The sequence below is a fragment of the Treponema denticola ATCC 35405 genome, assembly GCF_000008185.1.
Lineage (GTDB): Bacteria > Spirochaetota > Spirochaetia > Treponematales > Treponemataceae > Treponema_B > Treponema_B denticola.
In genome coordinates this window covers 2,164,669-2,190,258 of the sequence record NC_002967.9, presented here as the reverse complement: position 1 = coordinate 2,190,258, position 25,590 = coordinate 2,164,669, and the positions used below count along the sequence as shown (strand labels likewise).

The window sequence follows — 25,590 nt, the reverse complement described above, 5'->3', positions numbered from 1 at the left end:
CTTATGCCTAAGATGAAGAGTAAAAGAGCTGCTAAAAAAAGATTTTCTATTACTGCAAGCGGTAAGGTAAAATACAAGCAGATGAACAAGGGTCATATTATGACTAAAAAATCTCAAAAACGGGTACGCCGTCTTAAGAAATCGGCCATTCTTTCAGAGGCTGACAGCATGAAGATGCGCAAGCAGCTATTACCCTACGGTTAATTTATTTGAAATAGAAGTCAGGAGTTTATAATGTCAAGATCAACAAGTAGTGATAGAAGAATTACAAGAAGAAAAGCTATATTAAAGCAAGCCAAGGGCTTTAGAGGCCGCCGCGGTACCAACTTTAAGGCTGCCCGCGATGCAGTTCGAAAGGCCTTGCTTCACAGCTATGTAGGACGAAAAGATAAAAAAAGCGATATGAGGCAGATATGGATTACCCGTATCAATGCAGCCGTTAGAGCTGAGGGTATTACCTATTCACGCTTTATTGCCGGAATGAACAAGGCCGGAATCCAATTAAACAGAAAGGCCCTTTCAAACATGGCTATCGAAGATCCTACCGCTTTTAAGGCTGTAGTGGAAGCTTCAAAAAAGGCCTTAGGAGTCTGATATGCTCAATCTCGATCAGGTAAGGCTCCTTGAAAACAAGGTAGAAAGGGCTGTACAGATGATAAAAAGCCTTCATACCGAAAAAGATGCTCTAAAAAAGGAAATTGAAGCTAGAGATAGACGAATTTCCGAGTTGGAGAAGCTTATAATAGTTTTTAAGGATGACCAATCTAAGATCGAGGAAGGAATAATCAACGCACTTAACCAATTAAGTGCGTTTGAGGATGCCTCTTATACAAAAAAACACGAAACGAGGCCTTCGGCCTCTGAATTTGAAACCGCAGCCCCTGTTTCAGCCGGATCTAAACCGGAGCCTTTTTCTACGCCTTCTACTAAAACCTCTTCACAACAAGCTCCCGCTGCAGATCCTGTTTCGGAAGAACCCGTTTCTAGTAATCTTCAAAAAGACCTTGATGATGTACTGGGACAATCCTCCGATGCAAGTAAACAGATGGATATATTTTAGGTAAAATGAGCAAAGGACAATTAAATATCGACGTATTGGGAACTTCCTTTGCCATTCAAGCCAATGAAACCGATGAATATCTAAGCCGAATTTACAATCACTATCTAAATGTTTTAGATCAAGTGAAGCAAACTTCTAAGGTTTCCGATCCTTTAAAACTTGCCATTCTTACAGGTATTTTGGTTACCGATGAGCTATACAAGGAAGAATTTTCAGGGCAAAATTCACAAGAGCTTATCCAAAAGGCTTGTGACATGGAAAAATCCGCTATGAGGATGATCGAAAAAATCAATGAGGTAATATGAAAATCTGGGTAGATGCCGACTCGTGCCCTGTAAGAATAAGACAAATTACGGCCAAGGCCGGAGAACGTCTAAAACTGCCTGTAATCTTTGCGGCAAACAGGGAAATACCCGTACCTAAGGGTGCAAGCATGGTTGTTACCGAAAACACGGAGCAGGCTGCCGACCTATATATAACCGAAAACTCGGTTGAGGGCGATTTGGCTATAACTAGGGATATTCCCTTGGCAAAGCTTTTGGTAGATAAGGGGCTTTATGTGATAAATGACAGGGGGACGATTTTTACCCGCGACAACATAAATACCTATCTATCTGCAAGGAATTTTATGTATGAGCTGCAGGCCAACGGCCTCGCTCCCGAAAAAACAAACTCTTTCGGCAAAAAAGAGATTCAAAAATTTTCAAATCTTTTGGACAGCCTTTTAGCTAAGGCCTTAAAACAAAGGCATCTTGATTCAAGGTTTTAAGTCCTTATTGTACTTTTAGGGAGAAAATGATATTATAAGCAAATGAAAAATAAATTTATTTTGATGTTCATGCTTTGTCTTATTTTTATAAGCTGTAAACAAGATCCTGATCTTTATTTATATGATGACATGGATAACTTAAAAGACGAGCAAAAAACTCTTATTGAAGTATTAAAAAAGACGGAAAGTAAGGAAATGAGCTTTGCCGTTAAGGATAGAATAGCAAAAAATCTCAAGGTTAAAAAGAAAAATAAACTTTTGATTGTCTTTTTAAGTTCTCTTGTAGAAAACGATCCTGATGACACTTATAAAGGTTATTGGCTTTTAATGCTGGCAAACGAATATATGGAACAAAAAATGAATGAGCCGGCTGCCTATTTTTTTGAAAGGGTTATAAAACTTGATAAGGATATGGAAATTTCGGGAAAGTCGATTCAATATTTAAGTTTAAAAAATTTGATAAATATAACGAATGATCCTAAACGCCTTGTAGAGTACTATTCTCTTTTGCTTTCCAACTTTTATGACAGCATTGATCCTGCTTATTCCTATTTTATGCTTGCACAAAATTACGAAAAGCTCGGAGAATGGAATTTGGCCATTCAAAGCTATTCAAAATTTATAGGCCTCGGCCGTTTTGATTTGATTATCCCGGGCATCCCGGATAATTACGGCTATGCCCGAAAAATCGTAGACTACAGCTCTTCAACAAAGAGCTGGACAATGGAAAGCCTTGATGAGCTTTTGTCCGTTATTAAATCGGCAATTCAGAGGAAGGACTATGATACCTTGGAGCGTTACCGTTCAAAGGTAAACTTTTTTTCTATGGCGTGGAAACAGGAGCTTTCCGATATTTACGGTTCTCCCGATTTTTCTTTAAGAAATTTTATGTACGGAACTTATATAAAAATAGAGCCTGAAATTGATCCTTCTTCTACACCCCACGAGGCCTATCTTAAAACTTCGGGCTGGAATCAATATTCAAGAATATGGTACCTGTACTTTAGAAAAGTAAACTTCCCGGCAGATCCCGAAATTCACGGAAGATGGGAGTGGGCAGGTATTTACTACGGAGAAAAAATTTAGTGAAGACTCGGCTTTTTTTTATAGTCTTTGTTTTTTTAGGTTTTGATTTAATTCACTCAGCCTCTTTAAATTTTACAAAGGACGAATCCGTAAAACTTAGGCAGCTTAATAAATCGAATCTCTCTTATAACCGCCAAAAATCGCTTCACGGCACGGTTATTGTGTCTTCAAAATATCCTCTAATTGAAAAATTTAGAAATCAGTATCTGAATGAAAATGGTTTAAGGTATTTGGAAGCGATTATGAAAAGGTCGAGCCCTTACCGCAATTTTATTATTGAAGAATTACGCAGGGAAAATCTTCCTCCCGAACTATTATTTTTACCGGTTATAGAGTCGGGTTTTTCGCCTAAGGCTGTGTCAAAATCGGGGGCTGTAGGTATTTGGCAATTTATGCGGAACAGTATAGGCGGCTATGATATTCATATCGATGAATGGATTGATGAAAGGCGGGATCCATGGAAGACCAGCACTGCAGCAGTAAAAAAGCTTAGATGGAATTATAATTATTATAATGACTGGTATTTGGCTCTTGCAGCTTATAATTGCGGGGTAGGGGCTTTGGATAAGGCTATAAAGAGGGCTGGAAGCCGAAACTATTGGTATCTGGCCGAAAAAAAATTCTTAAAGACGGAAACCTCTCTCTATGTTGCCAAATTCTTAGCTATTGCGGAAATTCTTATGAATAGCGAAAAATACGGTATTGATTGGGGAGATGCTCTTGATTATGAAGCCACAGAGATTATCCCGATAAAACGCTCTATTGATGTTATTTTGCTTGCTGAAAAAGTTAAGGCTGATACGGACCTTTTTTCGGCTCTTAATCCTTCTTTGAAATTTAATATTACTCCGCCTAATCTAAAATATAATTTGCGTATTCCCTTGGAATATAAAGAGGCTGTCCAAGATTTGCTTGAAAAAAACACCCTTCTTATAAAATATTACAGTTATAAGATAAGATCCGGCGATACTCTTTATGCCTTGTCAAAACACTATGGCGTAAGCATCAAGTCGATTATGAACTATAATCCCGGCATTAATGCTTCCGCTCTTAAGATAGGGCAGGTACTTAAAATACCGGCTTTAAAAACCGTAAATTCGTATAGGCGTAAAAATGACGATCAAAATCTAGAATTTAAGGATACATATGTAATTAAAAAGGGTGACACCTTGTGGTCCATAGCCTTAAAATATGATGTCCAAGTTGAAACCCTCGCCGAAAAAAACGGCATAGAGGTAAATTCGGTGCTTTCCTTAGGTCAAAAACTAAAGGTGCCGATAATAAACTGATAAGCGGAGATAAAGCAAATGAATAAATTTTTAAATAAAAACACGGTTTTAAAAAGTGCCAAAGGCTTAAGCGGCTTTTTTTTGTTTTTTTTCCTTTTTAGTTTTGCCTTAAATGCCTATGAGCCTGTCCTTCAATCCTCTTCCGTTCAAAATTGGGAAAAGGGCACAATCGAATCCTTAATAAAACTTGATATGAATAAAAGCGGTTTTTATCTTCCAAGTGATAGGGATGCGGCTTTTAACACAATAGAAAAATACATGCCTTCCCTTTTAAAGGATATTTATCTTTCCGTTATAGTTGACTCTTCCCACCGCTTGGGAAACTATCTTGCCGAAGAAAAAGTAAACTTAAACACCATAAATAAGATAATTGAAAAAGGAAATTATAAAAATCCTCATTTTTCAAATGATATGTCCAATGCCTTGATAAAAACAAGTACTGAACTGCATGAAATTGCAAAGCTGTTTATCAAGCACAATACGCCCTATGTTCCATCGATTCCTCCAAGCACGACTGTCAGCAAGGTGTATACGGGGATTTTAATAGATGCCAGAGGCTTGCTGCCTGTGCACGGAGAATATACAAAGGAAAAACTTCAGCCCTGTATTTTTCCGAAAGTTTGGAACACCGATATGTCTACCATATATGAAAAGAACATGGTAGATCCTAAAATAGCAAAAAAACTGGGGATAGTGTTATATTCTTCAAGCCTTAATGAAGCGCTGTATAGGGAATATGTAGGTACCGAACCCTTGCGTATAATAGCGAGAGGCGTTTTCGGCCAAAATAGAACCGATCCGATTATTTCGATGGAGGATAGCAGCCGTATTTTGTCAAAGCCTGAAAATTTAAAACTTTTACAGGAAGGGCGGGTAGTCATAATCTGCGATGAAGATATGCTCCATGTTACCGAGCCCTTTACTCCGCCCGATGAAAACTATTATTTTGCCTATCATGATATTGAACTCTTGCTTGAAAAGCATAAAGAAAAAGGAATTGAACTATCCAATCCCAAAAACATAGTTAAAATAATAATGTATGATATACGGTTTGTTGCGGATATGCCCGATGTTCTTCCTGAAGAGATGGGTAAAATAGACGTAATTGCCGAAGCTCTTTTGAAGCTTGGACCTTATACAAAATTTTTAATTGAAGGCCACACGGCTGACCTTAATAGGCCTGAGGACGAAAAAATTCTTTCGGTACAAAGGGCGGAAAGAATTGCAGACGAAATTTCAAAACGGGGAATTGACCGCTCAAGGATAATGACAGCCGGCTATGGAAGCACAAGGCCCGTGGCCCCCAGTAATAATGAGACAAATATGGCAAAAAACCGCCGTGTCGAGATTACGGTAATCCGTGAATAAACGCTTATATTAAGTTAATTTTAAATGATGATACTTTTTTTAATATCGTTTGTTTAGAATGTGTTAAAAATACGGTTTAAATAAAATTTGGAGAATAAAATGACAAAAAAAATTAAGACAAGATTCTATGTTTTTAATTTACTAATTTTAACGGCTGCAATTTCTTTGCTTTTTTCTTGTTCCAGTCTTCCGACTGATGAAACTGTTCCTGCAAATCTTACCCCCATTGAGTTAAACCAAAGGGCGCAAGCAGAACTTGATAACGGCTCTCTAAGAAATGCCCTTGAATATTATAAAATAGTAATAAAACGATACGGCACTGACGCCTCTACCAGAACAGCCGCGGAATATGAGATAGCTCATATCTATATAAGTCAAAAAAAATGGCTTGAAGCCGATGATATGCTTAAAGCCATTATAGATAGATACGAGATGGCCGGAGGGGCGGGGCTTGCACCCAAGTATTTGGTTCTTGCACGAAAGGACTATAAAAGGACTCAAGAGTACATCCAAAAACATAATTTGAGAAAAACAAAGGCAAAATCTGAAGAACAAGTTTAATCGGGCTTATCCTATAGCCTTTTTTCTATCCATTCAAAGATATCGGCCTTAACTTCTTCCTTATTGGTTTCGTTTAGAATTTCATGGCGGGCTCCTTCATAGAGCTTTAAGTTAAGGTCGCTTATACCATTGGCCTTGTAAATATCATATAGCTTTTTTACGCTCTTACCGAGGCTTGAAACAGGATCCCTATCGCCTGAAGTAATGAGGATGGGCAGCTCATTTGGAATCTTTATCATTTCGGTACTTGTGTGTGTTTGTTTTAATCCTTTAATCAGGTCTTGATAAAAACCTACAGTGCACACAAAGCCGCAAAATTCATCATCAATATATTTTTTAACCTCTTTTTCATCTCTTGAAAGCCAGTCAAAATTTGTTTTGGGGGAATCAACCGTCTTATTATAGGCTCCAAAACTCAGTTTATCCATAAATTTGGAGGGCTTTTTTCTTCCCGAAAAGAGCTTGTTTAAGCCGGCGGCAAGACCTGCGATTTTCAGCATAGGGTTTGGGCCTGCACTTCCTACTAAGATAGCAGCTTTTACGGTTTTTCCGTAGTTTTCTATATAGTTTTGAGTTATAAAAGACCCGAATGAATGGCCGAGTATTATAATCGGAATATCCTGATAAATTTTTTGAATTTCATCATTGATTTCTTTTTGATCTTCTACTACCCGTTTAAAGCCGTCTTTATCTGCAAGATAACCTTTAAGCATTATTTTTCCGCAAGTTTTACCATGACCTCGGTGGTCCGATGCAAACACCGTAAACCCCTTTGTACAAGCATCCTCGGCAAAGTCTGCATATCTTAAAGCGTGCTCAGCCATTCCGTGGACTATATGAATTACAGCCTTAGGCTTTTTTTTAGGAAGCCATTGATGAACTGCAACAGCCGATCCGTCGCTCATTGTTTGATAAATTGTCTGCATAAATTCTCCCCCATAAAAATAGTATAATCCATAAAAATAAAATTTTCAATCGAAAAAAAGATACAAAGTTAAAATTTTGAAATTTCTTTTATTCGTACGGAGGGTTGTTGATTTTTTAAATCTATTTGATTGATTTTTTATCCTTAATATGTTATAAACCTTATTACCTTTTTTTGGAGGATGTATGCATTTTTTTAAACAATTTTTGAAAAAAATTAAAAATATGGATCCTTATTCTAGGGCAAATATATTCTATTTAATTCTTGCCGTAGCTATAATAGGCAGTATTCTTTTTTTTACCCGTGAAAAAATTATAAACTATCCTTATGATTCAATCGAAAATTTTAAGACAATGATAAGTGTTACAAAGAAGCCTGTCACCGTAATAGGTAAGGGAGATGACGGAGTCTTTTTGGAAGGGCGGAGCATAACGTTGAGTCCCTATAAAATAGGGAAATATGAGGTTGCATTTAGTTTTTGGCATGAGGTATATAATTGGGCTGTTACCGAAAGCAAACACAAATATGTATTTCAGTCTATGGGCCAGCCCGGAATTTTTATGACATCAGGTTCTGATCCGGATGATTTATACGAGATTGCAGATGTTAGAAAAAAAGCCGAATCTTTGGGGCTGCCTTATGAGACCGTAAAATGCGGTCTTTATCCCGTTACAAAAATGTCATGGAGTGATGCAATAATCTGGTGTAATGCTCTTAGCGAAAAAGAAGGCCTTGATCCTGTTTATTTTTATGACGGACAGGTTTTACGCAGTTCGCTTGAGATAACAAAAACCGAAAACCCTGAAGTGAGGATGAAAAACAACGGGTACCGGTTGCCTACGGAAGCCGAATGGGAATTTGCAGCAAGGGGCGGTGATGTGTCTGCTCCCGATTGGGATTTCGGCTTTGCCGGTACCGATGATTTTAATGCCGCTGATGACTATGCATGGCATTCGGGGAACAGCTCGTTTTTAAATGCAGGTGCAATAACCGAAATTATAGATATTCATCCTATCGGTCAAAAAAAACCTAACAGGCTGGGGCTCTATGATATGTCCGGTAACTGTTGGGAATGGTGCTTTGACAGATATAATAGCAGGCTGCCCGGAGAATTTATAGATCCTATCAATAATATGGGAGCTCGTCCCCGTATTATAAAAAGCGGTTCTGCAAGAAATCCGCCTGCCTTTGCCCGAGTAAAATCCTGGGGCTATGCCACTCCCGTAAATCCGGGATATATTTTGGGTTTTAGATTAGCCCAAACAATTGTAAAAGATAATCAATAATTCCTCGCAATTATAGTTGACATGATTTTAATATATGAATAAAATATTCGGGTTATAATTTTAATTTGGAGAAAAAGTATGAGCTTAGATAAATCAAAGCATGAAAAGTATGTTCAAATTCTAAGAGAAGAATTGGTTCCGGCCCTTGGATGCACGGAGCCTATTGCTATTGCCTACACAGCTGCCAATTTACGAAAAATCATGGGCGGTATTCCCGATGAGATTTTAATTGAAAGCAGCGGTAATATCATTAAAAATGCAAAGTCGGTTATTGTACCTAATACCGGCGGAATGAAGGGAATGGAAGCTTCTGCTCTGATAGGTCTTATCGGCGGAAATGCAGATAAGGGTTTGGAAGTATTGGCCGATGTTACCGAAGAGCATGTAAAGCTGGCTCATGAGTATTTAGCCAAGTCATGCACTAAGCTTAAACTAATGGATACGCCTGCAAGCCTTCACATAAGAATTACAGGCAAATTAAACGGAGATACCGGAGTTGCCGAGCTCATTCACCAGCATACAAATATCGTACTCCTAAAAAAGAATGACGAAATTATTTTTGAAAAGCCTTTTAGCCTGGAGTCTGCCGCAGGTGCTTTAACCGATAGAACTTGTTTAAATGTAAAAGATATTTTGGACTTTGCAGATACTGTCCCTGTTGATGAGGTTTCTCCAATCATTATGAGGCAGGTTGAATATAATATGAGAGTTTCAGAGGACGGTTTAAAAACTTCCTACGGTATTGAAACAGGAAAAAATATTTTAAAGTACAACCAGAAGAAGGGTGATGATTTTTCTGTTAAGGTTCAAGCGGAAGGTGAGGTCGCCGCGGCTTCCGACGCCCGTATGTGCGGCTGTTCTTATCCGGTTATTACCAATTCGGGAAGCGGAAATCAGGGCTTAGCCGTTTCGGTGCCCGTAGTTGTATATGCCCGCGAAAATAAGATAAGCGAAGAAAAATTAATCCGCTGTTTGATTGTAAGCAATCTTTTAGCCATTCACCAAAAAACCGGAATAGGCAGACTTTCTGCTTATTGCGGTGCGGTAACTGCCGGAGCTGCTTGTGCTGCCGCAATTACCTATATGAAGGGCGGTTCTTATGAACAGGTATGCGGAACAATAGTAAATACTCTGGGTACCGTATCGGGAATCCTTTGTGACGGAGCCAAGCAGTCATGTGCCGCCAAAATAGCCTCTGCCTTGGACTCGGCTCTTTTTTCTCACGAGCTTGCTATGGACGGAAACTTCTTTGCAGGAGGTGACGGCATAGTCAAGGATGACATCGAAAAAACCATAGCTGGTATCGGTGTTGTTGCCGCCCAAGGTATGCACAAAACCGACGAAGTTGTGTTACAGGTTATGCTTAAAGACTAATTTCCATTTAGAACATAAAAAATTCTTTTACGGGTATTTCCCCTGTTGTCCGTAAGGGTCAGCTCATGTCTGCCCCTTACGGCCGCCCTCAAGGGCTGAATCTTCATTTGATGATAGGATTTTGTACTTCCTAAATATTCTCCGTCCAAATCCCAGTAGATGACCGCATCGGGATTTTTATGGGCGGCTTCTGCAACCAAGGCTCCAAAAGAGCCGTCAAGTTCTGTCGGAATATAAACCGAGGTTCCGTCTTCGGGAAATAGAATTTCAAACTCGCCTGTATTTGATGCCGTACTTTCGGGAAGCCATTGGGGAAGGCTCTTATACTCCGGATGGCCCTGTTTATAAAAATATTCTGCAGCAGCCGGAAGGACAAACCTGTTTTCTATTTTAGGTAATTCGTTTATGTCGTTTGCCTTAACTTGAAACTTGCCGTCGGGGCTTAAAGATACCTTTTTACAATAAGGACAGGTATTTTGGATATGACTGTTTATGGGTTTTAAAACAGCCTTTGCCGTTTTACAAAATTCTCCTGCGGGGTAACCTGAGTCTGCGCAAGCTTTTATAAATTCAAAATCCTTTAATTCTTTTTCGGGCCAGTCCGATTTTGGCAAGATATTAAAAATTTCAAAGAGGATTGGAGCGGCCAGTTTTGTGCTTGTAATTTCAGGCCTTCCTTCTCCCGAAGCGTTTCCGCACCAAACGCCCACGGAATATTTAGGCGTAATGCCTATAGTCCAAGCATCCTTGTTCCCGTAACTTGTTCCGGTCTTCCATGCAATTTTTTGATTTTGTGCATAGAGCTGCCATATAGCTTCTTCTTCGGGCCTGTTCCCTTCGGTCAGCACATCCATTGTTATTCTGCAAGCTCCTGAAGAAAAAGGAAATTTTTCGTCAAGTTTGTTTTGAGCTCTCAGCATCATCTTTCGATAAGTGTTTGTAATTTCGTACAGGTTTATTTCTCCACCTCCTAAAATCAGGGGAAGACCGTACTCATCTGCCGAACGGTTAAAGGTTGTAAAGCCCGACCTTTTTAATATATCCAAAAAGGCGGGTGTTGTAAATTCACGCAGAGCTCTTATAAACGGAATGTTTAAAGAATAGGAAAGGGCCTTGCGTGCAGGAATCGCTCCCGAATATGTGTAGTTACTGTTTTGAGGTGTGTAGCCTGCTATCTTTGTCGGAATATCTATGAGGAGTTGATCCGGTAAAATCATTCCCGCATCCAGCATTGCTGCAAACAAAAATGGTTTTAATAAGCTCCCCGAACTCCGCCTTGCGTGAACCATATCGACATGCTCGTTTTTTGCATTCGGACTTTGAAGCCCCGTATTTCCTATATAGGCAAGGGGCTTTCCCGTTTCGGTATCTAAAATTAAAACGGCTGTATTGTAAACACCGCTTGAGAAATTCCTTTTAAAATGATGGTCTGCAATTTCAAAAATTATTTCCTGTAAAGAATAATCCAAGCTGCTTATGTTTTTTTGATTGGAGCTTTTTGTTTTTAAAAACTCAAGATAATGATAGGCCTTTTGCGGAATGGCCTTAGGTTTATCGGGAACGGGTTCTGTAACGGAAAGAGCATAGGTTTCCTTATCGATTTTTTTTTGTAAAAAAAGATTGTACAAGAGCCTGTCCCTTTTTTCTTTTAAGATTTCGGATTCTTTTCCCGGGCGAACCAAAGAGGGCTGATTGGGAAGGACTGCAAGGCAGGCAGCTTCCGCCCATGTTAAATCTTCAGGCCCCCTTCCGAAATACCGCCATGAGGCGGCTTCGAGGCCTACAACATTTCCGCCGTAGGGTGCATGGGAGGCGTAAATATTCAATATGTTTTCCTTGGAATAAGAAAGCTCAAAAAAAAGAGATAAAAAACTTTCTCTTAGTTTTTGCTTAAAATTTCTTACCGGATTTTTTTCGGAAAGGCGGGAGGTCTGCATCGTAATTGTAGAGGCTCCGGAAACTATTTTTCCTTTTAAAATATTTTCAACTGCGGCCCTAAAAACCGAAAGAGGATCTATCCCAAAATGAAAGTAAAAATTTTTATCTTCATAGCTTAGAAGGGCTTCCCTGTACTTTTCAGGCAGCTTTGAAGTTTGAGGAAATCTCCATTGCCCGTCAATCGCAGCAGATGCACCTAAAAGTTTTCCATTGGAGCTGTAAAGAGTAAAAGAATAATCGACTTTAAAGCCGGGTGTAAAAAAAAGTATTAAAGCTAAAAATATCAGGCTAGAAATAAAGGCCGGCATCGAGGCTTTTAAAATGTTTTTTATCGGCAATTTTTTCGGAAAATCCATTTTACTCATTATTGTATTTTGAGCTATATTTTAAATTTGTCAATAGGGTGAGGCGGAAAGTTAAATTGGTAAACAGCGGTGGTTCCATTCTTGAGATGTTTTAGGCAGTGCGTGCACCGCCTAAAACTCGAAGCTCAAAGTCGGACAAGGAGTTTAGCAAAAGCGAAGTATAGAACCTCAGCACCCCTTTTATAAAAGATCACACCTTAAACTTTCCGACCTCTTTGGAGAGGTTTTCAATGCTCTCTTTATTCTTTTGGCTTATTGCGTTTACTTCTTGTACAGCGTTGCTTATCTGCACGGCACCGGAGGCCATCTCGTTCATACTGTCGGTAATGATGCGTGTCAGACCGTCCAGTTTTTGCATCTCTTGAGCGACATTTTCACCACCGCGGAGCATTTCGGCAGAGCCGTCGTTCACTTGATTAGTTACGGTGTTGATGTCGCGGATGGCACTGAGAACTTCGCGGCTGCCGTTTTCCTGTTCACGCATAGCTTCCATGAGGTTTTGGCTCATCGTTTTGACCTGCTCGGAAAGGGCGAAGATGGCATTGAACTTTTCTTCTGCCGTTTTTGACGAGGTTGAAAGAGCCTCAATCTCGCCGGAGAGGACTTTGAGGGTAGAAGTGATTGTTTTTCCCTGAGTGCTTGATTCTTCTGCGAGCTTACGAATTTCATCGGCAACGACAGCAAAGCCTTTTCCTGCTTCGCCTGCGTGGGCGGCTTCGATTGCGGCGTTCATTGCGAGCAAGTTGGTTTGGCTGGCGATGTGCTGAATAACATTACTGGCTTCCAAAAGTCCGCCCGATTCTTCTGCAATACGCTGGGTAACAGAGTTTGAATTAACTATCGTTTCCTTACCGTCGGCTGTGGCGGAAGCGAGAGTTTTTATAACATCATCGGTTTTGCCGAGTGTCTGTGTGATTGATGCGATATTGCCGACCATCTGCTCGATAGCCGAAGAAGATTCCGCAACGGAAGCTGCCTGATTTTCAATACTCCCGTTAAGCTGTTTTATGGTACGGATAATTTCTTCGATGGTGGCGGCCGTTTCCGTAACGCTTGCGGCTTGGCTAAGAGCCTGTTGTTTTACCCCGTCGATGTTTGCACTTATTTGGTGTACGGCACTCGCGGTTTCGGTCATATTGGAAGCAAGCTCATTGCCGATGTTGGTCATTTCAGTGCTGTTTTCGCCGATGGTTTTAATTGAGGCTCCGATTTTGGAAATAGTTTGGTTAAAGTAGTTGGAAAGGTCGGTAACTTCGTCATTGCCATGCACGGGCAGTCGGACGGTAAGGTCGCCTTCGCCTTGGGCGATGTCTTTTAGGGCGTCAACGGCCGAATCCAATGTTTTTGTAATATGAAATGCAAACATCAAAGAGATAGCTAAAAAGATTATCGATAGCGTAAAACCGATCATCAATATAGAACGTAATACCCGATAAAATTCCGAAAAGACTTCATCTTCTTGCATCAACGCTATCAGCTTCCAGTTTAAACTATCAATGGTGTATAGTTCGGCCAGCCATTTTTTGTTATGTATGTTTACGGTCATACTTCCCGAATCTGCTGCTGTAAATTGTGTGAAAGCCGGAATATTCACATCTTCCATTTTCTTAAAATTAAAAGAATCGTTTTTCGGATCAGCCAGTATTGTTCCGTCCCCTTGTACCAGCATAATATAACCTGTTTTGCCTATTGCCAGAGCTTTTAGCATTTCGGTTAGTGTTTGTAATGAAACTTCTATACTAACATTGCCGATATGTTCATTTTGAAAAGAAAAAACACCCTGTGAAAGACAGATAACCGTATCGCCTACCGTAGAACGATAGGCTTCCGTAACGATCGGCTTTTCAGGAACCTTAGAAGCTGCCTCATACCAAGGCCGTTTTCTCGGATCATAACCGCCTGAAAGCGCCTTGTCACACGTTGATGTATAGCCGCCCCACTTTGTTCCCATAAAAACGCACATATAATACGGATAGCTTTTATGAATATTTTTGAATAAATTAAATACGGCTGTTTCCGTTGCTCTTTTTTCTATGGTATCGATATCGGATACTTCAGTTTTTGAAATATATTCGTTAAAAGAACTATCGGCGTTCCGCACATCTGAGTGGCCGGATAGCATACGCAACATATATTTTGTATTATCGAAAAATAAATTGATATCACATTCTATCAATTTGATATTTTGCTGCATATTTTTATGAAATCGCTCCCGATCTGTTTTTCTAATTTGAAAACCAATAATGGCTGTAATAAGAAAAACAAGTGTTATAATAAAAATAGCGAAAATCAAGATGAGTTTATAACGGATTGAAAAACGTTTTTTCATTGTAATCTCCTTTTGTAGGGCGTTTTTTTCTTTTTACCGAGAAACGGTGTATGCCTGAAAAAAGCACCCCTATGCCCTCCTTCCTTTTCCAACGCGTTGCTTTAGGGCTCTGCCCTAAGAACCCTAGAATTCAAGGCTCTGGGGTATTTTATTTTTTTGGGATTGACGGGTCTCAATCCAGACATGCCGATATAAAAAAACATATGGAATATCTTTTTTTGTGTTTTATGAGATAGTTGATTGTTTGTAAAAAAGTTGTGTTGTTTGCTCTTTGGAGTACGCTCTTTTGGAAATAGACGGTTCAGATACAAGGAGTTAGGCGAAAATAAAGCAGAGGCGTATCTATGATACGTTGAGCATTTATTTTTGGCGTGCGACGCAGTAGATGAGCTGTATATTTTCAGAAAATTCGGGGGGGGGGGGGTACTATACAGTATTTTGCTACTCTTTGTCTAGTAGGTTTTGAGAAAAAATTTAATTTTTTTTCTACCGGAATAACATTTTGTATCATAGCTAATATTATAGTGCAAAATAGCGGAGCTGTCAAGGTTATATGTTTCGATATTTTAACTGCGGGATATTCCGCAATTTGTGGTACCAAAGATGTGTACAAGCTATGTAGACATAAAGTTGGAAAGGGCTTATAATGTGCTCTAAATTATATTTAGGAGAAATAAATTGAAACAATCTGATTTTGAAAAGCCGCCTATTGCGGAAATAAAAGAAACACGTTTTGAAAAGTTTGGGAAAACAAGAATCGATAATTATTATTGGTTAAAAGACAAGACCGATAAAAAAGTTATTGACTACTTAAATGCAGAAAATGCTTATACGGATAAGATAATGGCTTCTTCAAAGGATCTGCAAAAATCTATTTATGATGAAATTGTAGGCCGCATAAAAGAAGATGATGAAACCTATCCTGTTTTTGAAAACGGATATTATTATTACAACCGTGTCGAAAAGGGAAAGCAATACAGAACCTATTGCAGAAAAAAAGCATCTCTTGATGCAGCCGAAGAAATCATTTTCGATGTAAACAAAATGGCGGAAGGAAAACAAGCCTTTATCTTCGACGACTATGTTGTAAGCCCTGACAATAAAAAGGCTTGCTATTTTTATAACGAAACAGGCTCCTTTGCGGAATTTATTTTAAAGATACGCGATTTGGAAACCGGAAAAGATATAGGCTTCAGCTATGACGGAGCCGTTACCGCAGCTTGGGCATCCGACAGTAAAACTCTTTTTTACAGTGCAATCGACAGTACCCTGCGTTCAAGCAAGGTCTTCCGTCAAAAACTTGATGAAGAAAAGGGTACTCTTGTCTATGAAGAAAAAGATGTAAAATATTCTTGCTATGTGCATGAAACAAAGACAAAGGAATTTATTTTTATTTCAAGTTCAAGTTCTACCACCTCCGAAGAGCGTTTTATTTATGCCGATAAGCCTGAAGAAGAATTTAAAATCTTCCTTCCCCGCGTTAAGGATACCGAATACTCCGTTTATCCGCACAAGGAAAAGTTTTTTATACGTTACAAGGACAAGCAAAACTTAAACGGCAAAATCTATTCCGCTCCTCGTTCTTCCTATTCCGATAAATCTACATGGAAGGAAGAACGAGCTCACGACGAAAATGTACGCATTGAGGATGTGTCCGTATTTGAATCCTACCTTGTATTGGAGCTTCGTAAAAACGGCCTCATCGAGATTGAAATTAAATCGCTTAAAAACGGTGAGGTAAAAAATATTTCCTTCCCCGAACCGGTTTATACGGCTTATTTGGGCGCAAACCCGGAATACGTTTCCGATAAGGTACGCTATATTTACACATCCTTAAACCGCCCGAGCAGCGTATACGATTACGATATACTTACAGGAAAATCGGTCTTGTTAAAACAGCAGGAAGTTCCCTCAGGCTTTAATCCAGATGATTACACTGTAGAAAGGCTTTGGGCGACAGCACAGGACGGAGTGAAGGTGCCTATGGCTGCCGTTTACAAAAAAGGTTTGGTAAAGGACGGGTCCTCACCCGCTCTTCTTTATTCTTATGGAAGCTACGGCTCCAGCTCCGATGCGTTTTTCAGTCCGAGTGTTTACAGCCTTGTAGAGAGGGGCTTTGTTTATGTTGTTGCTCAAATCAGGGGCGGAAGCGATATGGGAGAAAAGTGGTATGAGGACGGGAAGCTCTTAAAAAAGAAAAATACATTTACCGATTTTATTGCTTGTGCCGAGCACCTGATTTCTCAAAAATACACTTCTTCCGATAAGCTCGCAATCATGGGCGGAAGTGCGGGCGGTCTTCTTATGGGTGCTGTTACAAATATGAGGCCGGATCTTTTCCATTCGGTCGTTGCAGTTGTTCCCTTTATAGATGTCGTTACCACCATGCTCGACGATTCATTACCCCTTACAACGGGCGAATATGAAGAGTGGGGAAACCCGAACGAAGAAGAATATTATAACTACATGCTTTCATATTCTCCCTACGATAATATCGAAGCAAAAAATTATCCGCACATTTTTGTAACGGGCGGCTTAAACGATTCGCAAGTTCTTTTCCATGAGCCTGCAAAATATACGGCAAAGCTGCGTGCAAAGAAAACCGGAGATAATATTCTAATCCTCCGTATGAATATGGACTCCGGACACGGCGGAGCCACAGGCCGCTATGACAAGATTAAGGATATAGCCTTTGAACAAGCCTTTATTCTTAATATGGTAGGAATCAACAAGTAGAGGGCAGCTTAAAAAAACTTGTTATATTTTTAGATTTGATTCGTGCGGAGGGTTTAATACCCCGACGCTTGCGTCATAACGAAGGGTATTAAAGCCGACTGCAACCACCTTATGAGAACATACAGTGCGAAACATTGAGCACTGTACCCCGATGCTTGCGTCGGGGTTCTTGATTTAATCACCGCAATTCCGTTCAAGGCTTTGCGGTGATTTTTTTACTCGGTAAACTCAAACAAAACGCCGTATGTTTTTTTCGGATCGGTATAAACCGATGAACCCGTATCTTCACCGATTAAATCTTTTTCCGATAAAAAGGAACGCACCTTTTCTAATGATTTAACCTTTACTTCAAAACTTATAAAGCCGTCATAATCGCTTTTGATTATTTCGATATTCGGGGAGGATTCTATTTCCCAAAGGCCTTCTTTAGTTTCTTTGTGAGGAACAAGAAGCTTTCTCCACAAATCGAGGGCTTTGTTATAATCGCTGTATGCTATTTTTACCTTTTCTACATATCGAAGCCCTAAGTTTCCTCCGGGTTCTTTTTCCGTTTTTTTGACAGGAATTTGATACTCGCAAAAAAAGACTGTTCCTCCTGTAGATAAATCATTACAGATTAAATTTTTCCAATATTGATTTGAATAAAGATTTGTTTCCTTAAATCCTTTTTCTCTTAGTCTGTCCTGTATATCCGAAACTTTCATTGCGGGTTCAAAGGCCATTCCTATTATTCCCGAAATATCTTCTTCTATTTTAAAGTCGATTGCTTCCAATACACAGTTTCCGAATTCTACGCCTCCACTTGTAAACGTACCCATGCTGCGGTACGGCCATGCGATAGGTAAATCAAATGTATATACGAGCATATTGTATAATTCTTTAGGCTCCTTACAGGTCAGCATAAAATGATCAATCTTTTTAACAAAGATTTCTTGACTTTCTTTTGGAGCACAGGCTGTTAATAATAAGCTTAAACATAAAATCATTAATTTGCTTTTCATAATTTTCTCCCTCAGCTTTATAAAGGTTTTAGTTCCCTGTATACTTCGTCATTCTTTGCTAAAAGAGCATAATCCCTTATTGTCATGCCGTCCTGTTCTCCGCCTGTAACTTTTTCGTCTAGGCGGGCTCCCTTTGAGATAACATAGTCAAGCATTTTTTTGTCGCCGCCTAAACCGACGGCGTGAACTATCGAAAAATTATAATCCGCTTTAATTAAAACATCTGCTCCTTTTTCGATTAAAAACCAAAATAAATCCTTATAGCCGAATTCGGCTGCTTCCATAACAGCCGTAAATCCATCCTTGTCTTGAGTATTAATATCAAAGCCGTTTTGTAAATAAGTTTTTATAAGCTCAATATCATTCTTTTTTGCAGCTTTTATAAATTCGGCTATATTCATACTAATCAAACGCTTTTACCCTTGTGCCGGGGATGACTGCTCTATAAGCATAATCGTACATAGCTTCGACAAAGATTGCCGGTATATAGTATTCTCCTCCGTATGTTACGGTTCCCGTAAACTCAAAGTTCTTTGTGCCGTAGCCGTCCAAGGCAAAGTGAGTGTAAATATGAGTATCCTTTAAATCTTGGAAGTCATATAATTGCCTTGTGTTGCGCTCGTCTTCCGAATCCGTATCATCATCGCCTCCGAGCCTTGTGTTTGTAATTTCCCAGCCTGTCGGAATGGGGATTGAAAGGGTAAGGTTTTCAAGGGCGCCTTGAGTCTTATTGTCGACCCTTACCCTCATCTTAAACCTCTGTCCTTTTTTTAAGGTCTCGGGTGAAACTTCTTGATCATCCTCGTTTTGATATACAACCGAAAGTTTTAAGTTTTCTTCAATACGGGTTTCGCTTCCAGGGTTAAGTTTTCCTGCCGTGTTTATAGCAGCGAAGATAGGTGTATTTCCCGTATTCTTAATTTCCATCTTTTTTGCCGTTTCGGTATTTACCGGAATATTATGGAGTTTAGATGTATTGTTCAATTTGTCCTTGATTACATTTCCTTCGGTTACAACCTCATAGTTTGCACTCTTATTTTTGTCGAAGGCGTAGTGAGGGGCCAGGGCTAAAAGAATCCAAGCCGTTTCCTGTGTCGAAAGCCAATCGTTGCTTGAAGAAATTTTAGCAAGCTTTGAAATAAGGTTTGTAGTCCTTGCGGTTTCGCCGACCGTGGTGTAAGCATTTAAGATTAAGGCCAAGTCCCTGATATTGGACGAATAGTTTCCGCCCGTGCTCCTATAAACTGTGGTAGGTTCATAGAGCTTTTCGAGCATTGCCTTGGCCGTACTGCTGTGGCCTGCAAGACTGTAAGCATTTGCGAGGAAGGCCTTTGATACGGAGTTGAGGTTTTGCTCCATATTTTTTAAACGGTTCATAGCTCCTATTTCCGGTTTACCTGCAAGGGCAAGGGTGTATAGGCGGTAGGCCTGAGTTTCCATGCTGTCCGCATAGGTGCCTGCCCAATTTTTTGCCATGTCGATTTGGTGAGAAAGCCAGCTTTGATAGATGCTGTCATTTACTTCATAGCCGGCCTTTTTTGCTTCGACCATAAAGTGTCCTGCATAGTTTGTAGCCCACGAAGTTTCATATCCGCCTCCCGGCCAATAGCTGAATCCGCCGGACCTAAGCTGATAGTTTATATAGCGGTTTAGAACCGAGTTTACATTGCTCTTTGCCTTATCGATTTCCGTTTGGTCCAAGGCCGTTATCGTGTTTAGGTATAATTGGGGGAAGGCCTTGGATGTTATCTGTTCGATACAGCCGTAAGGATAACCTAAAAGATAGGCCAGACGGTTTTCAAGTCCTAGGGCCGGCATTTGAGAAATTTCTACGCTTAAACTCTTTGTTCCGTTTTCGCCTTTTAGAGGAACGGTTTTAGCAAATGTTTTTCCGGCTTCAATATTTATAAGCTCGACTGTAGAGTAGGGTATTCCTCTGGAAAGCACATCTATTTCGGTAAAGGCCTTTGCCGTTTTTGAAATGCCTGAGGCCGAGGCTTCCGCCGTGAATTTTGCGATGCCGCCCTTATCCGTTTTTACCTTAAAGAAAACGGAAGAGTCGGAATTTGCAGGGATACTTACCTCTTTTGTTTCGCTTATATTTATAGCTCCCTCGCTTTTTAAAACCACCTTTGCTTTTTTTTCGGAAGAAGTTCCGTTAAAGACTGTTACCGGAACCTCGATTGTTTCTCCTATGCCCATGGTGCGGGGAAGGGTAGGCATTACGATAAGATCGCTTTTTACCTTTACGGTTTCTTCTTTTATACCGTAGGCTCCGTCCTTTCCTGCAACTGCCATAATACGCAAGGCTCCGATGTACTGAGGAAGATCGAATTCGATTGTTTTCTTTTCCTTTGCTTTGATTTCAAAGGGGCCGAAAAAGTAAACAACCGGTTTAAAGCGTTCCGCATTCTTTGAGGTCTTGTTATCTATAAAGCCTCCTCCTCCGACCGAGAGAATCGATTCTATATTGCCGCTGTAGGCTCCGATTACGTATTTATAAACATCCCAAGAGGTAATTTGCGAGGACTCTTTTTTATAAAAGCTGTCCCAAGGATTACCTGTATGGAAGGCTGTAAGACCCAAGAGTCCTTCGTCTACAACGGCAACCGTAAAGGTCATAGGTCTTCCTTTTTCTTCGCTTACCGTAAACGAAACCTTGCTGTTGGGTTCATAGCTCTGTTCCGCTTGTATCACGGGGCTTAGTCTTGATAATTTGTTTTCAATCATTACGGGAGTTATGCCATACATTCTTATAGGCAGACTGTTTTTTGTCTGGCTGTGCTCCTGTATTAAACTTACGTGGGCGTAGATGTTCGGAGCCATCGAGGGATCAAGTTTTAATTTGTACGAGAAAATTTTTCCCTTGGATTTTATCCATTCTTGCTTTAGAACCCTGCCGTTTTTTTCGAGTGTTATGAGAGCTTTTGCTCCCTCGTATCCGGGGAATGTAATTTCGGCAGTATCATCGGCGTAGTATTTTGCTTTATCGGTTGTGAGCATGATGATTGAATCGCTTGACTCATCGCTTGTTTTTCGGCTGGCCCATCCTTCCCAGTCAAAATATACTACCTGAGCCGAGCTGTGCCCTCCGTTCGGATCTGAAACCGTAATCAAATACCTGCCCCAATCTCCATCTGTAACCTTCATTTTAAGTTCGGCCTTTCCGCCCTTTGCCGAAATATTCCAGTTTTTTATATGTTGAGTGTACCTTGAATTTGTATAGTTGGCACTTTCTTCATCTGCTTCCCACCACCAATACCATTCCAGCTTATAAAGGTTTACGCTTAAGTTTACGCCTTCTTTTACGGGATTTCCCTCAGGATCCAAAACCGCAAAATATAGGGTTTGGTCCTTATTGGTGTAAAGCATATCCCTATACTCATCATCGCTTTTAGGAATCTGCATTCCGACATAGCGTGAATAGGGCGAATAATCAAAGACCTTGTTTTCCGTAGAAAAGGCACCTGAAGGTTCGTATATTCTTGTTTCAAAAATTGCCTTTAGTTTTCCGGGGGCTTTTGCTTCGGATGAAAGATAAAGATTTATGTCGGCTTTTCCCGAATCATTTAGGGTACCTTCCCAAATTTTGTTTGAGTCTTGTTGTACGCTAAGTTCGGGATTTATAAAATTATAGTTTTTATAATTTTCAAAAGGAGTCCGGTTTAAAACATAGCGGGCTGAAATTTCGGCCTTTAAGCCGGAAGCCTTTGCCCCATGGAGCCACTCGCCTCCAAGCACCGCCGGATTATAGCCTTCGGAAAAATATTTTGCCTTAGGATCAAGGTTTACAAAAAGACGGTTGGGTACAATGGACTCAACCTTTATGCTCTTAGACCAAGACTTTCCTCCTGCTGTAACTATTGCATACCAAGTACCGGTCTTGTCTTGAACATTGGTTTTTGTATCTATCCTATAAAAACCGTCCACCGAGGAAGTAAAAACCTTAGTATCCGTTTTTTTGCCTAATGGGTCTTCAAGATAGAATTTAACGGGGTAATCTTTAGGGAGATTTTTTTCCAAATCCTGTAAAATAAATACAAGATGAATATCGTCTCCGGGGCGCCAAACCCCGCGTTCTCCATAAATATAACCCTTAACTCCTTTTTTTGAAGACTCTCCTTCTACCTGAAAATGACTTGTAGAAAGCACTTCGGAATTAAGGGGAAGCCAGTTTACATCTCCGCTTTTTTCGGCTCTTATAAGGAAGGCATCGTTTTCATTTTTGAGCATTAAAAGCCCGTCGCCGTCGGTTTTGCCTGATTCAAATTCTTTTTGAGCAAAGTTAAATAAACTTATATTTACACCGCTCATAGGTTCGGCCGTCAATAGGTCGGCAGCACTGATGTAAAGTTTTCCTTCCCTGTCTTTTTTTGCCGATAAGCCTATGTTTGAAACCAGAATTCTTTTTATTGCCATACAGTAATTGCTGTATGACGGAAGGTAAAAGGCCGGATGGTTCGGGTTTTCCCTGTTCGACCAAAATTTATAGCGGTCTTCATCTTCTATATCGGAATTATTCCAATAATCGGTTTCGATGTTTTTAAAGTTTTCAATTTCGCTTATATCCTTGGGGAAGGGAAGGTGTGAAAACTCGTTGGATTTGGAAGATGATTCATACATGCTGTGCTTTTTTGTAAAACTTGCACGAAGTTCGAACATACCGCCGGGGAATTTCTTTATCAGCTTGCTGATGTCGAGGGAGTGTTGAACCGTTTTGTTTTTCATCGAGCTGTTCCATTCAAGGTCAAAGCTCTGCCGCCAGACGGGTTCTCCTACGCGGTTTAGCTCATAGCTTCCGTCTATAGTATTTATCTGGAGAAATTGCGTCATATTTTTATCGTAGATCTGAAAGGCTTCGAGCATAAGTCCGCTGATATTTTTTGTAGAAACAAGGACGGACATTTCCTTTGCAGGAATTATGTTTCCGGCCTTTGTAAAGCGTATTGAGGGTTTTTCCCAAGCAACCGTTATGGAAAAATCGGCTTGGGTTTCAAGTTTTTTTCCTCTTGAATTTTTTATGCCGGGCAGTACCGATAAGCGTGTATTATCGGGGAAAAGCCCGTTTTGAGAAAAGATTTTAAGCTTATATCCGTCAATACTGTATCTAAAAGGCATTTCGGGAGACGATTCAAGTTTTATAAAGCCCCTTAAATCTTGTGAAGAGTCCAGCATATCCGAAAAGTTTACCTGTATTTCGCTTCCCGTTTCTTGAGAAAAAGAAGTTACCTGAAAAACCGATATGGCTGCTACGGTAAAGCTTGCAGAACTTGAGCCCTCTCCGCCGAGAGCTTCCAAATTCCATGAGAGATTCAATTCTTGAACTTGTTTTTTTCTGCTTATCTCTTTTATGCTGATTTTATATTGATTGGAGGCGACCCCTTGGCTAACCTTTATAGCAGGGTTTGACTTTGAATTTCCCATTTTTAAATCGGCTGTAAGCATTTTTTCTATTGAGGTAAGAGTTTCAGGTATATCGGTTTCGCCGATACCTTCAAATCTAAAAATATTTTCTTTTTTTTCGTCGGGGATTAGTTCTCCCGATATAAGTTTAAACTCAGGATGAGCTATGTTGAATGTGAGGCTGATTCCCTTTTTCTTCTCTGTGTTTTCGAGGAGAAGTCCTACATCCAATTCCAGGTTAAGATCGGTTTTAAAGCTGTAGGCTGATGAAGGAGTAAAGGTAATTTGATTTTTACCCATTATCTTCCATTCTCCGGAAGGCTTAGGCGTTAAAACGCAGGCCTTTTCAAGGTTTTCAGGATGCTTTATTTCTTCCTTAAAGATCACATTGATAGGCTCAAGCCGCTTTAAGGCTCCGTAGCTTATGCTTTCAATATCATCCATTGCATTTTGCAAAGCTTGGTCATTTTTTTTACAACCGGCCATAAAAACCGATGCCGACAAAACAAGAACTAGAGCTGCTAAAAGCTGCTTTGATAATGAGTTTAAACTTTTCATAGAATAATAATAGCACAGAGTCTGAAAATTTTCAATTGAGGAAAACAGAAAAGGTGTAATTGATTAGGGGGAGAGGACAACTTGTTCCCTTACGGGCTTTTCAGGTCAGACGCAAGTTTCCCTCTCCCCCTATAACCCCCTCACCCTTCAACGGCTGCTTAGGGGCGCTGCCCCTAAGAACCCCGCTTTTCAGGCAAGTTTTGGGTCAATTTTTTGGTTGAGATAAAACAGAGGATTTAAGTAAATTCAAAACTGTGTTTGAGGCAGAGGTTACGAAATATGTTATTACGATTCTTAAAAAATTTCTTTGCGGTCTTTGTGCTCGCAGCGGTTAAATAAAAAAAATTACCATTTCCCAAATTTCTTTTTTCAAAATTTTACTATTTATTGCAAACTCTTCATACAATAATTATGAAAGGGAGAAAATTTTTCTCTTTTAAATAATTTTTATGGAGTTTGATATGAAAAAACTATTTAAAATCACCCTCCGTAACGACTACGCTTTTAAACGAGTATTCGGCACGGAGGAAAACAAGGACGTACTACAGGACTTGTTGGAATGTATCTTAGACATTCTCCCTGAGGATATCGCAGGCTTGGAACTTTTGGATAAGGAGTTTCATAAGGATTCGATCAGCGATAAAACCGGTTCATATACCCGAAAAAGTGTCTTAGCCTTGAAGCTTCGCTGGCTGTACGCCTCGAAGTTTCGCTGGCTGTACTTCCCCTAATTTACAGTTCCTCAATTTCAGTTTCTGGAAGTCCCGTTATTTCTTTAATTAAAGCTATATCAAAGTTTTTTTGTTTCATAAGTTTTGCTGTCTCCCGCTTAACACTATCCTTAATATCCATCTCAAAAGTTGACATTAATCTATATTCTTGTCTTGCTTGTTCGTTTTGTTTTATTGTTTGTATCATAGCCTCTATCTCCCTTGTAAATTCGCTTTTTGCTTTACCTGTTTTAAGGTATTCTAAAAACTCTTTTAATTCTTTGTCTTCGGTATTTTCAAAAGCCTCTGAGTTTATTATAACCTTTTTTGTTCTGTCTTGTAAAGATATATTTTTATCTTCAATGCAGATGTTTTCAAAGATATAAATAGGTCTATTTTTACCGATAGCATCAAAAGTGCAGATAAAAATTATAAAGCTGTCGTTTAAATTATTATAGGAATTGCCCTTATCCAAGAACGAAATATCGATGGCTGCTTGGTAAAACCTCATTCTTTTGGGGGTATTCTTCTCATTACTTACCTGCATTTCAATATCATAAAATTTACCGTTCTCTGTCTGTACTAAAACATCAAATCTCACTGACTTTGCCTGTTCATAGTTTTTAATATTATGCTGTATCGAAATATATGTAATTTTACCTATTGTATCGGATAGTATCATTTCGATTAGTCTTTTGCATAAATCCGGATTTTGCATAACTTTACAAAACATAAAATCGTCTTGTAAAGTCAAATCTTCAAATCTTTTTATCATTTGTGTTCTCCTAATTTTTTCACATTCTCCCTCCTCATTATATTTATAGAAAATATT

19 protein-coding genes and 1 pseudogene are annotated in these 25,590 nt (G+C 39.6%); 13 read left to right on the top strand and 7 right to left on the bottom strand.

The window, feature by feature from the left end:
* Positions 1-3: 3 nt before the first annotated feature.
* From rpmI to TDE_RS10165, 9 genes are all read left to right on the top strand, one after another.
* A complete protein-coding gene (gene rpmI / locus TDE_RS10205; RefSeq protein WP_002679992.1) occupies positions 4-204 on the top strand; it encodes a 50S ribosomal protein L35 in 201 nt (66 codons plus the stop codon).
* 30 nt (positions 205-234) lie between these two features.
* Positions 235-594, top strand: a complete 360-nt coding sequence (gene rplT, locus TDE_RS10200; protein ID WP_002668132.1) for a 50S ribosomal protein L20 — start codon at positions 235-237, stop codon at positions 592-594.
* Position 595: 1 nt separating this feature from the next.
* Positions 596-1,060 (top strand): cell division protein ZapB, encoded by a 465-nt coding sequence (locus TDE_RS10195; protein WP_002679989.1) that lies wholly within the window; start codon positions 596-598, stop codon positions 1,058-1,060.
* Between the two features lie 5 nt (positions 1,061-1,065).
* Complete coding sequence (zapA, locus tag TDE_RS10190) at positions 1,066-1,365, top strand: cell division protein ZapA (RefSeq protein ID WP_002668137.1); 300 nt, start codon at positions 1,066-1,068, stop codon at positions 1,363-1,365.
* Positions 1,362-1,829, top strand: coding sequence for a YaiI/YqxD family protein (locus TDE_RS10185; RefSeq protein ID WP_002679987.1), 468 nt, complete (start codon positions 1,362-1,364; stop codon positions 1,827-1,829). The genes zapA and TDE_RS10185 overlap by 4 nt, the downstream gene beginning before the upstream one ends.
* A 42-nt stretch (positions 1,830-1,871) precedes the next feature.
* A complete protein-coding gene (locus TDE_RS10180; protein ID WP_002668143.1) occupies positions 1,872-2,915 on the top strand; it encodes a tetratricopeptide repeat protein in 1,044 nt (347 codons plus the stop codon).
* Entirely contained in the window at positions 2,915-4,204 is a 1,290-nt protein-coding gene (locus TDE_RS10175) for a transglycosylase SLT domain-containing protein (protein WP_002679986.1), read from the top strand. The genes TDE_RS10180 and TDE_RS10175 overlap by 1 nt, the downstream gene beginning before the upstream one ends.
* A gap of 18 nt (positions 4,205-4,222) precedes the next feature.
* Positions 4,223-5,572: an OmpA family protein gene (locus TDE_RS10170; protein ID WP_002674553.1), complete on the top strand. Its 1,350-nt coding sequence runs from the start codon at positions 4,223-4,225 to the stop codon at positions 5,570-5,572.
* Positions 5,573-5,671: 99 nt separating this feature from the next.
* Positions 5,672-6,133, top strand: coding sequence for a lipoprotein (locus tag TDE_RS10165; RefSeq protein WP_002679984.1), 462 nt, complete (start codon positions 5,672-5,674; stop codon positions 6,131-6,133).
* Positions 6,134-6,144: 11 nt separating this feature from the next.
* Here the strand turns inward: TDE_RS10165 and TDE_RS10160 are convergent, their stop codons facing one another.
* A complete protein-coding gene (locus TDE_RS10160; protein ID WP_002679981.1) occupies positions 6,145-7,059 on the bottom strand; it encodes an alpha/beta hydrolase in 915 nt (304 codons plus the stop codon).
* A gap of 184 nt (positions 7,060-7,243) precedes the next feature.
* Here TDE_RS10160 and TDE_RS10155 point away from each other — a divergent pair, with 184 nt between their 5' ends.
* Together TDE_RS10155 and TDE_RS10150 are read left to right on the top strand one after the other, a co-directional pair.
* Positions 7,244-8,344 (top strand): formylglycine-generating enzyme family protein, encoded by a 1,101-nt coding sequence (locus tag TDE_RS10155; RefSeq protein WP_002679979.1) that lies wholly within the window; start codon positions 7,244-7,246, stop codon positions 8,342-8,344.
* A gap of 78 nt (positions 8,345-8,422) precedes the next feature.
* The gene (locus TDE_RS10150; RefSeq protein WP_002679977.1) at positions 8,423-9,718 is read left to right on the top strand and encodes a serine dehydratase subunit alpha family protein; all 1,296 of its coding nucleotides are present in this window, start codon (positions 8,423-8,425) and stop codon (positions 9,716-9,718) included.
* On the opposite strand, the gene pbpC is transcribed toward TDE_RS10150, so the two are convergent.
* Positions 9,715-12,012: a penicillin-binding protein 1C gene (gene pbpC / locus TDE_RS10145; RefSeq protein WP_010957163.1), complete on the bottom strand. Its 2,298-nt coding sequence runs from the start codon at positions 12,010-12,012 to the stop codon at positions 9,715-9,717. The two genes, TDE_RS10150 and pbpC, sit on opposite strands and share 4 nt — an antisense overlap.
* 199 nt (positions 12,013-12,211) lie before the next feature.
* The gene (locus tag TDE_RS10140; protein ID WP_002679969.1) at positions 12,212-14,350 is read right to left on the bottom strand and encodes a methyl-accepting chemotaxis protein; all 2,139 of its coding nucleotides are present in this window, start codon (positions 14,348-14,350) and stop codon (positions 12,212-12,214) included.
* 678 nt (positions 14,351-15,028) lie between these two features.
* On the opposite strand from TDE_RS10140, the gene TDE_RS10135 reads away from it, so the two are divergent.
* On the top strand, positions 15,029-17,086 hold the full coding sequence (locus TDE_RS10135; protein WP_002679967.1) for a S9 family peptidase: 2,058 nt from the start codon (positions 15,029-15,031) through the stop codon (positions 17,084-17,086).
* Between the two features lie 215 nt (positions 17,087-17,301).
* Here TDE_RS10135 and TDE_RS10130 read toward each other — a convergent pair whose 3' ends face one another.
* The 3 genes from TDE_RS10130 to TDE_RS10120 are packed head-to-tail and all read right to left on the bottom strand — an operon-like array spanning position 17,302 to position 24,048.
* Positions 17,302-18,087, bottom strand: coding sequence for a hypothetical protein (locus tag TDE_RS10130; protein WP_002679957.1), 786 nt, complete (start codon positions 18,085-18,087; stop codon positions 17,302-17,304).
* A 17-nt stretch (positions 18,088-18,104) separates the two neighbouring features.
* Positions 18,105-18,488 carry an ankyrin repeat domain-containing protein gene (locus TDE_RS10125; protein ID WP_002679953.1) on the bottom strand — a complete coding sequence of 128 codons (384 nt, stop codon included), beginning with the start codon at positions 18,486-18,488 and terminating at the stop codon, positions 18,105-18,107.
* 1 nt (position 18,489) lies between these two features.
* Positions 18,490-24,048 carry an alpha-2-macroglobulin family protein gene (locus TDE_RS10120; RefSeq protein WP_002679951.1) on the bottom strand — a complete coding sequence of 1,853 codons (5,559 nt, stop codon included), beginning with the start codon at positions 24,046-24,048 and terminating at the stop codon, positions 18,490-18,492.
* Positions 24,049-24,509: 461 nt separating this feature from the next.
* Here TDE_RS10120 and TDE_RS10115 point away from each other — a divergent pair.
* A pseudogene (locus tag TDE_RS10115) lies at positions 24,510-24,737 on the top strand (PD-(D/E)XK nuclease family transposase); the annotation flags it as partial.
* Between the two features lie 43 nt (positions 24,738-24,780).
* Here the strand turns inward: TDE_RS10115 and TDE_RS10110 are convergent.
* On the bottom strand, positions 24,781-25,533 hold the full coding sequence (locus TDE_RS10110; protein ID WP_002679949.1) for an Rpn family recombination-promoting nuclease/putative transposase: 753 nt from the start codon (positions 25,531-25,533) through the stop codon (positions 24,781-24,783).
* Positions 25,534-25,590: the final 57 nt, after the last annotated feature.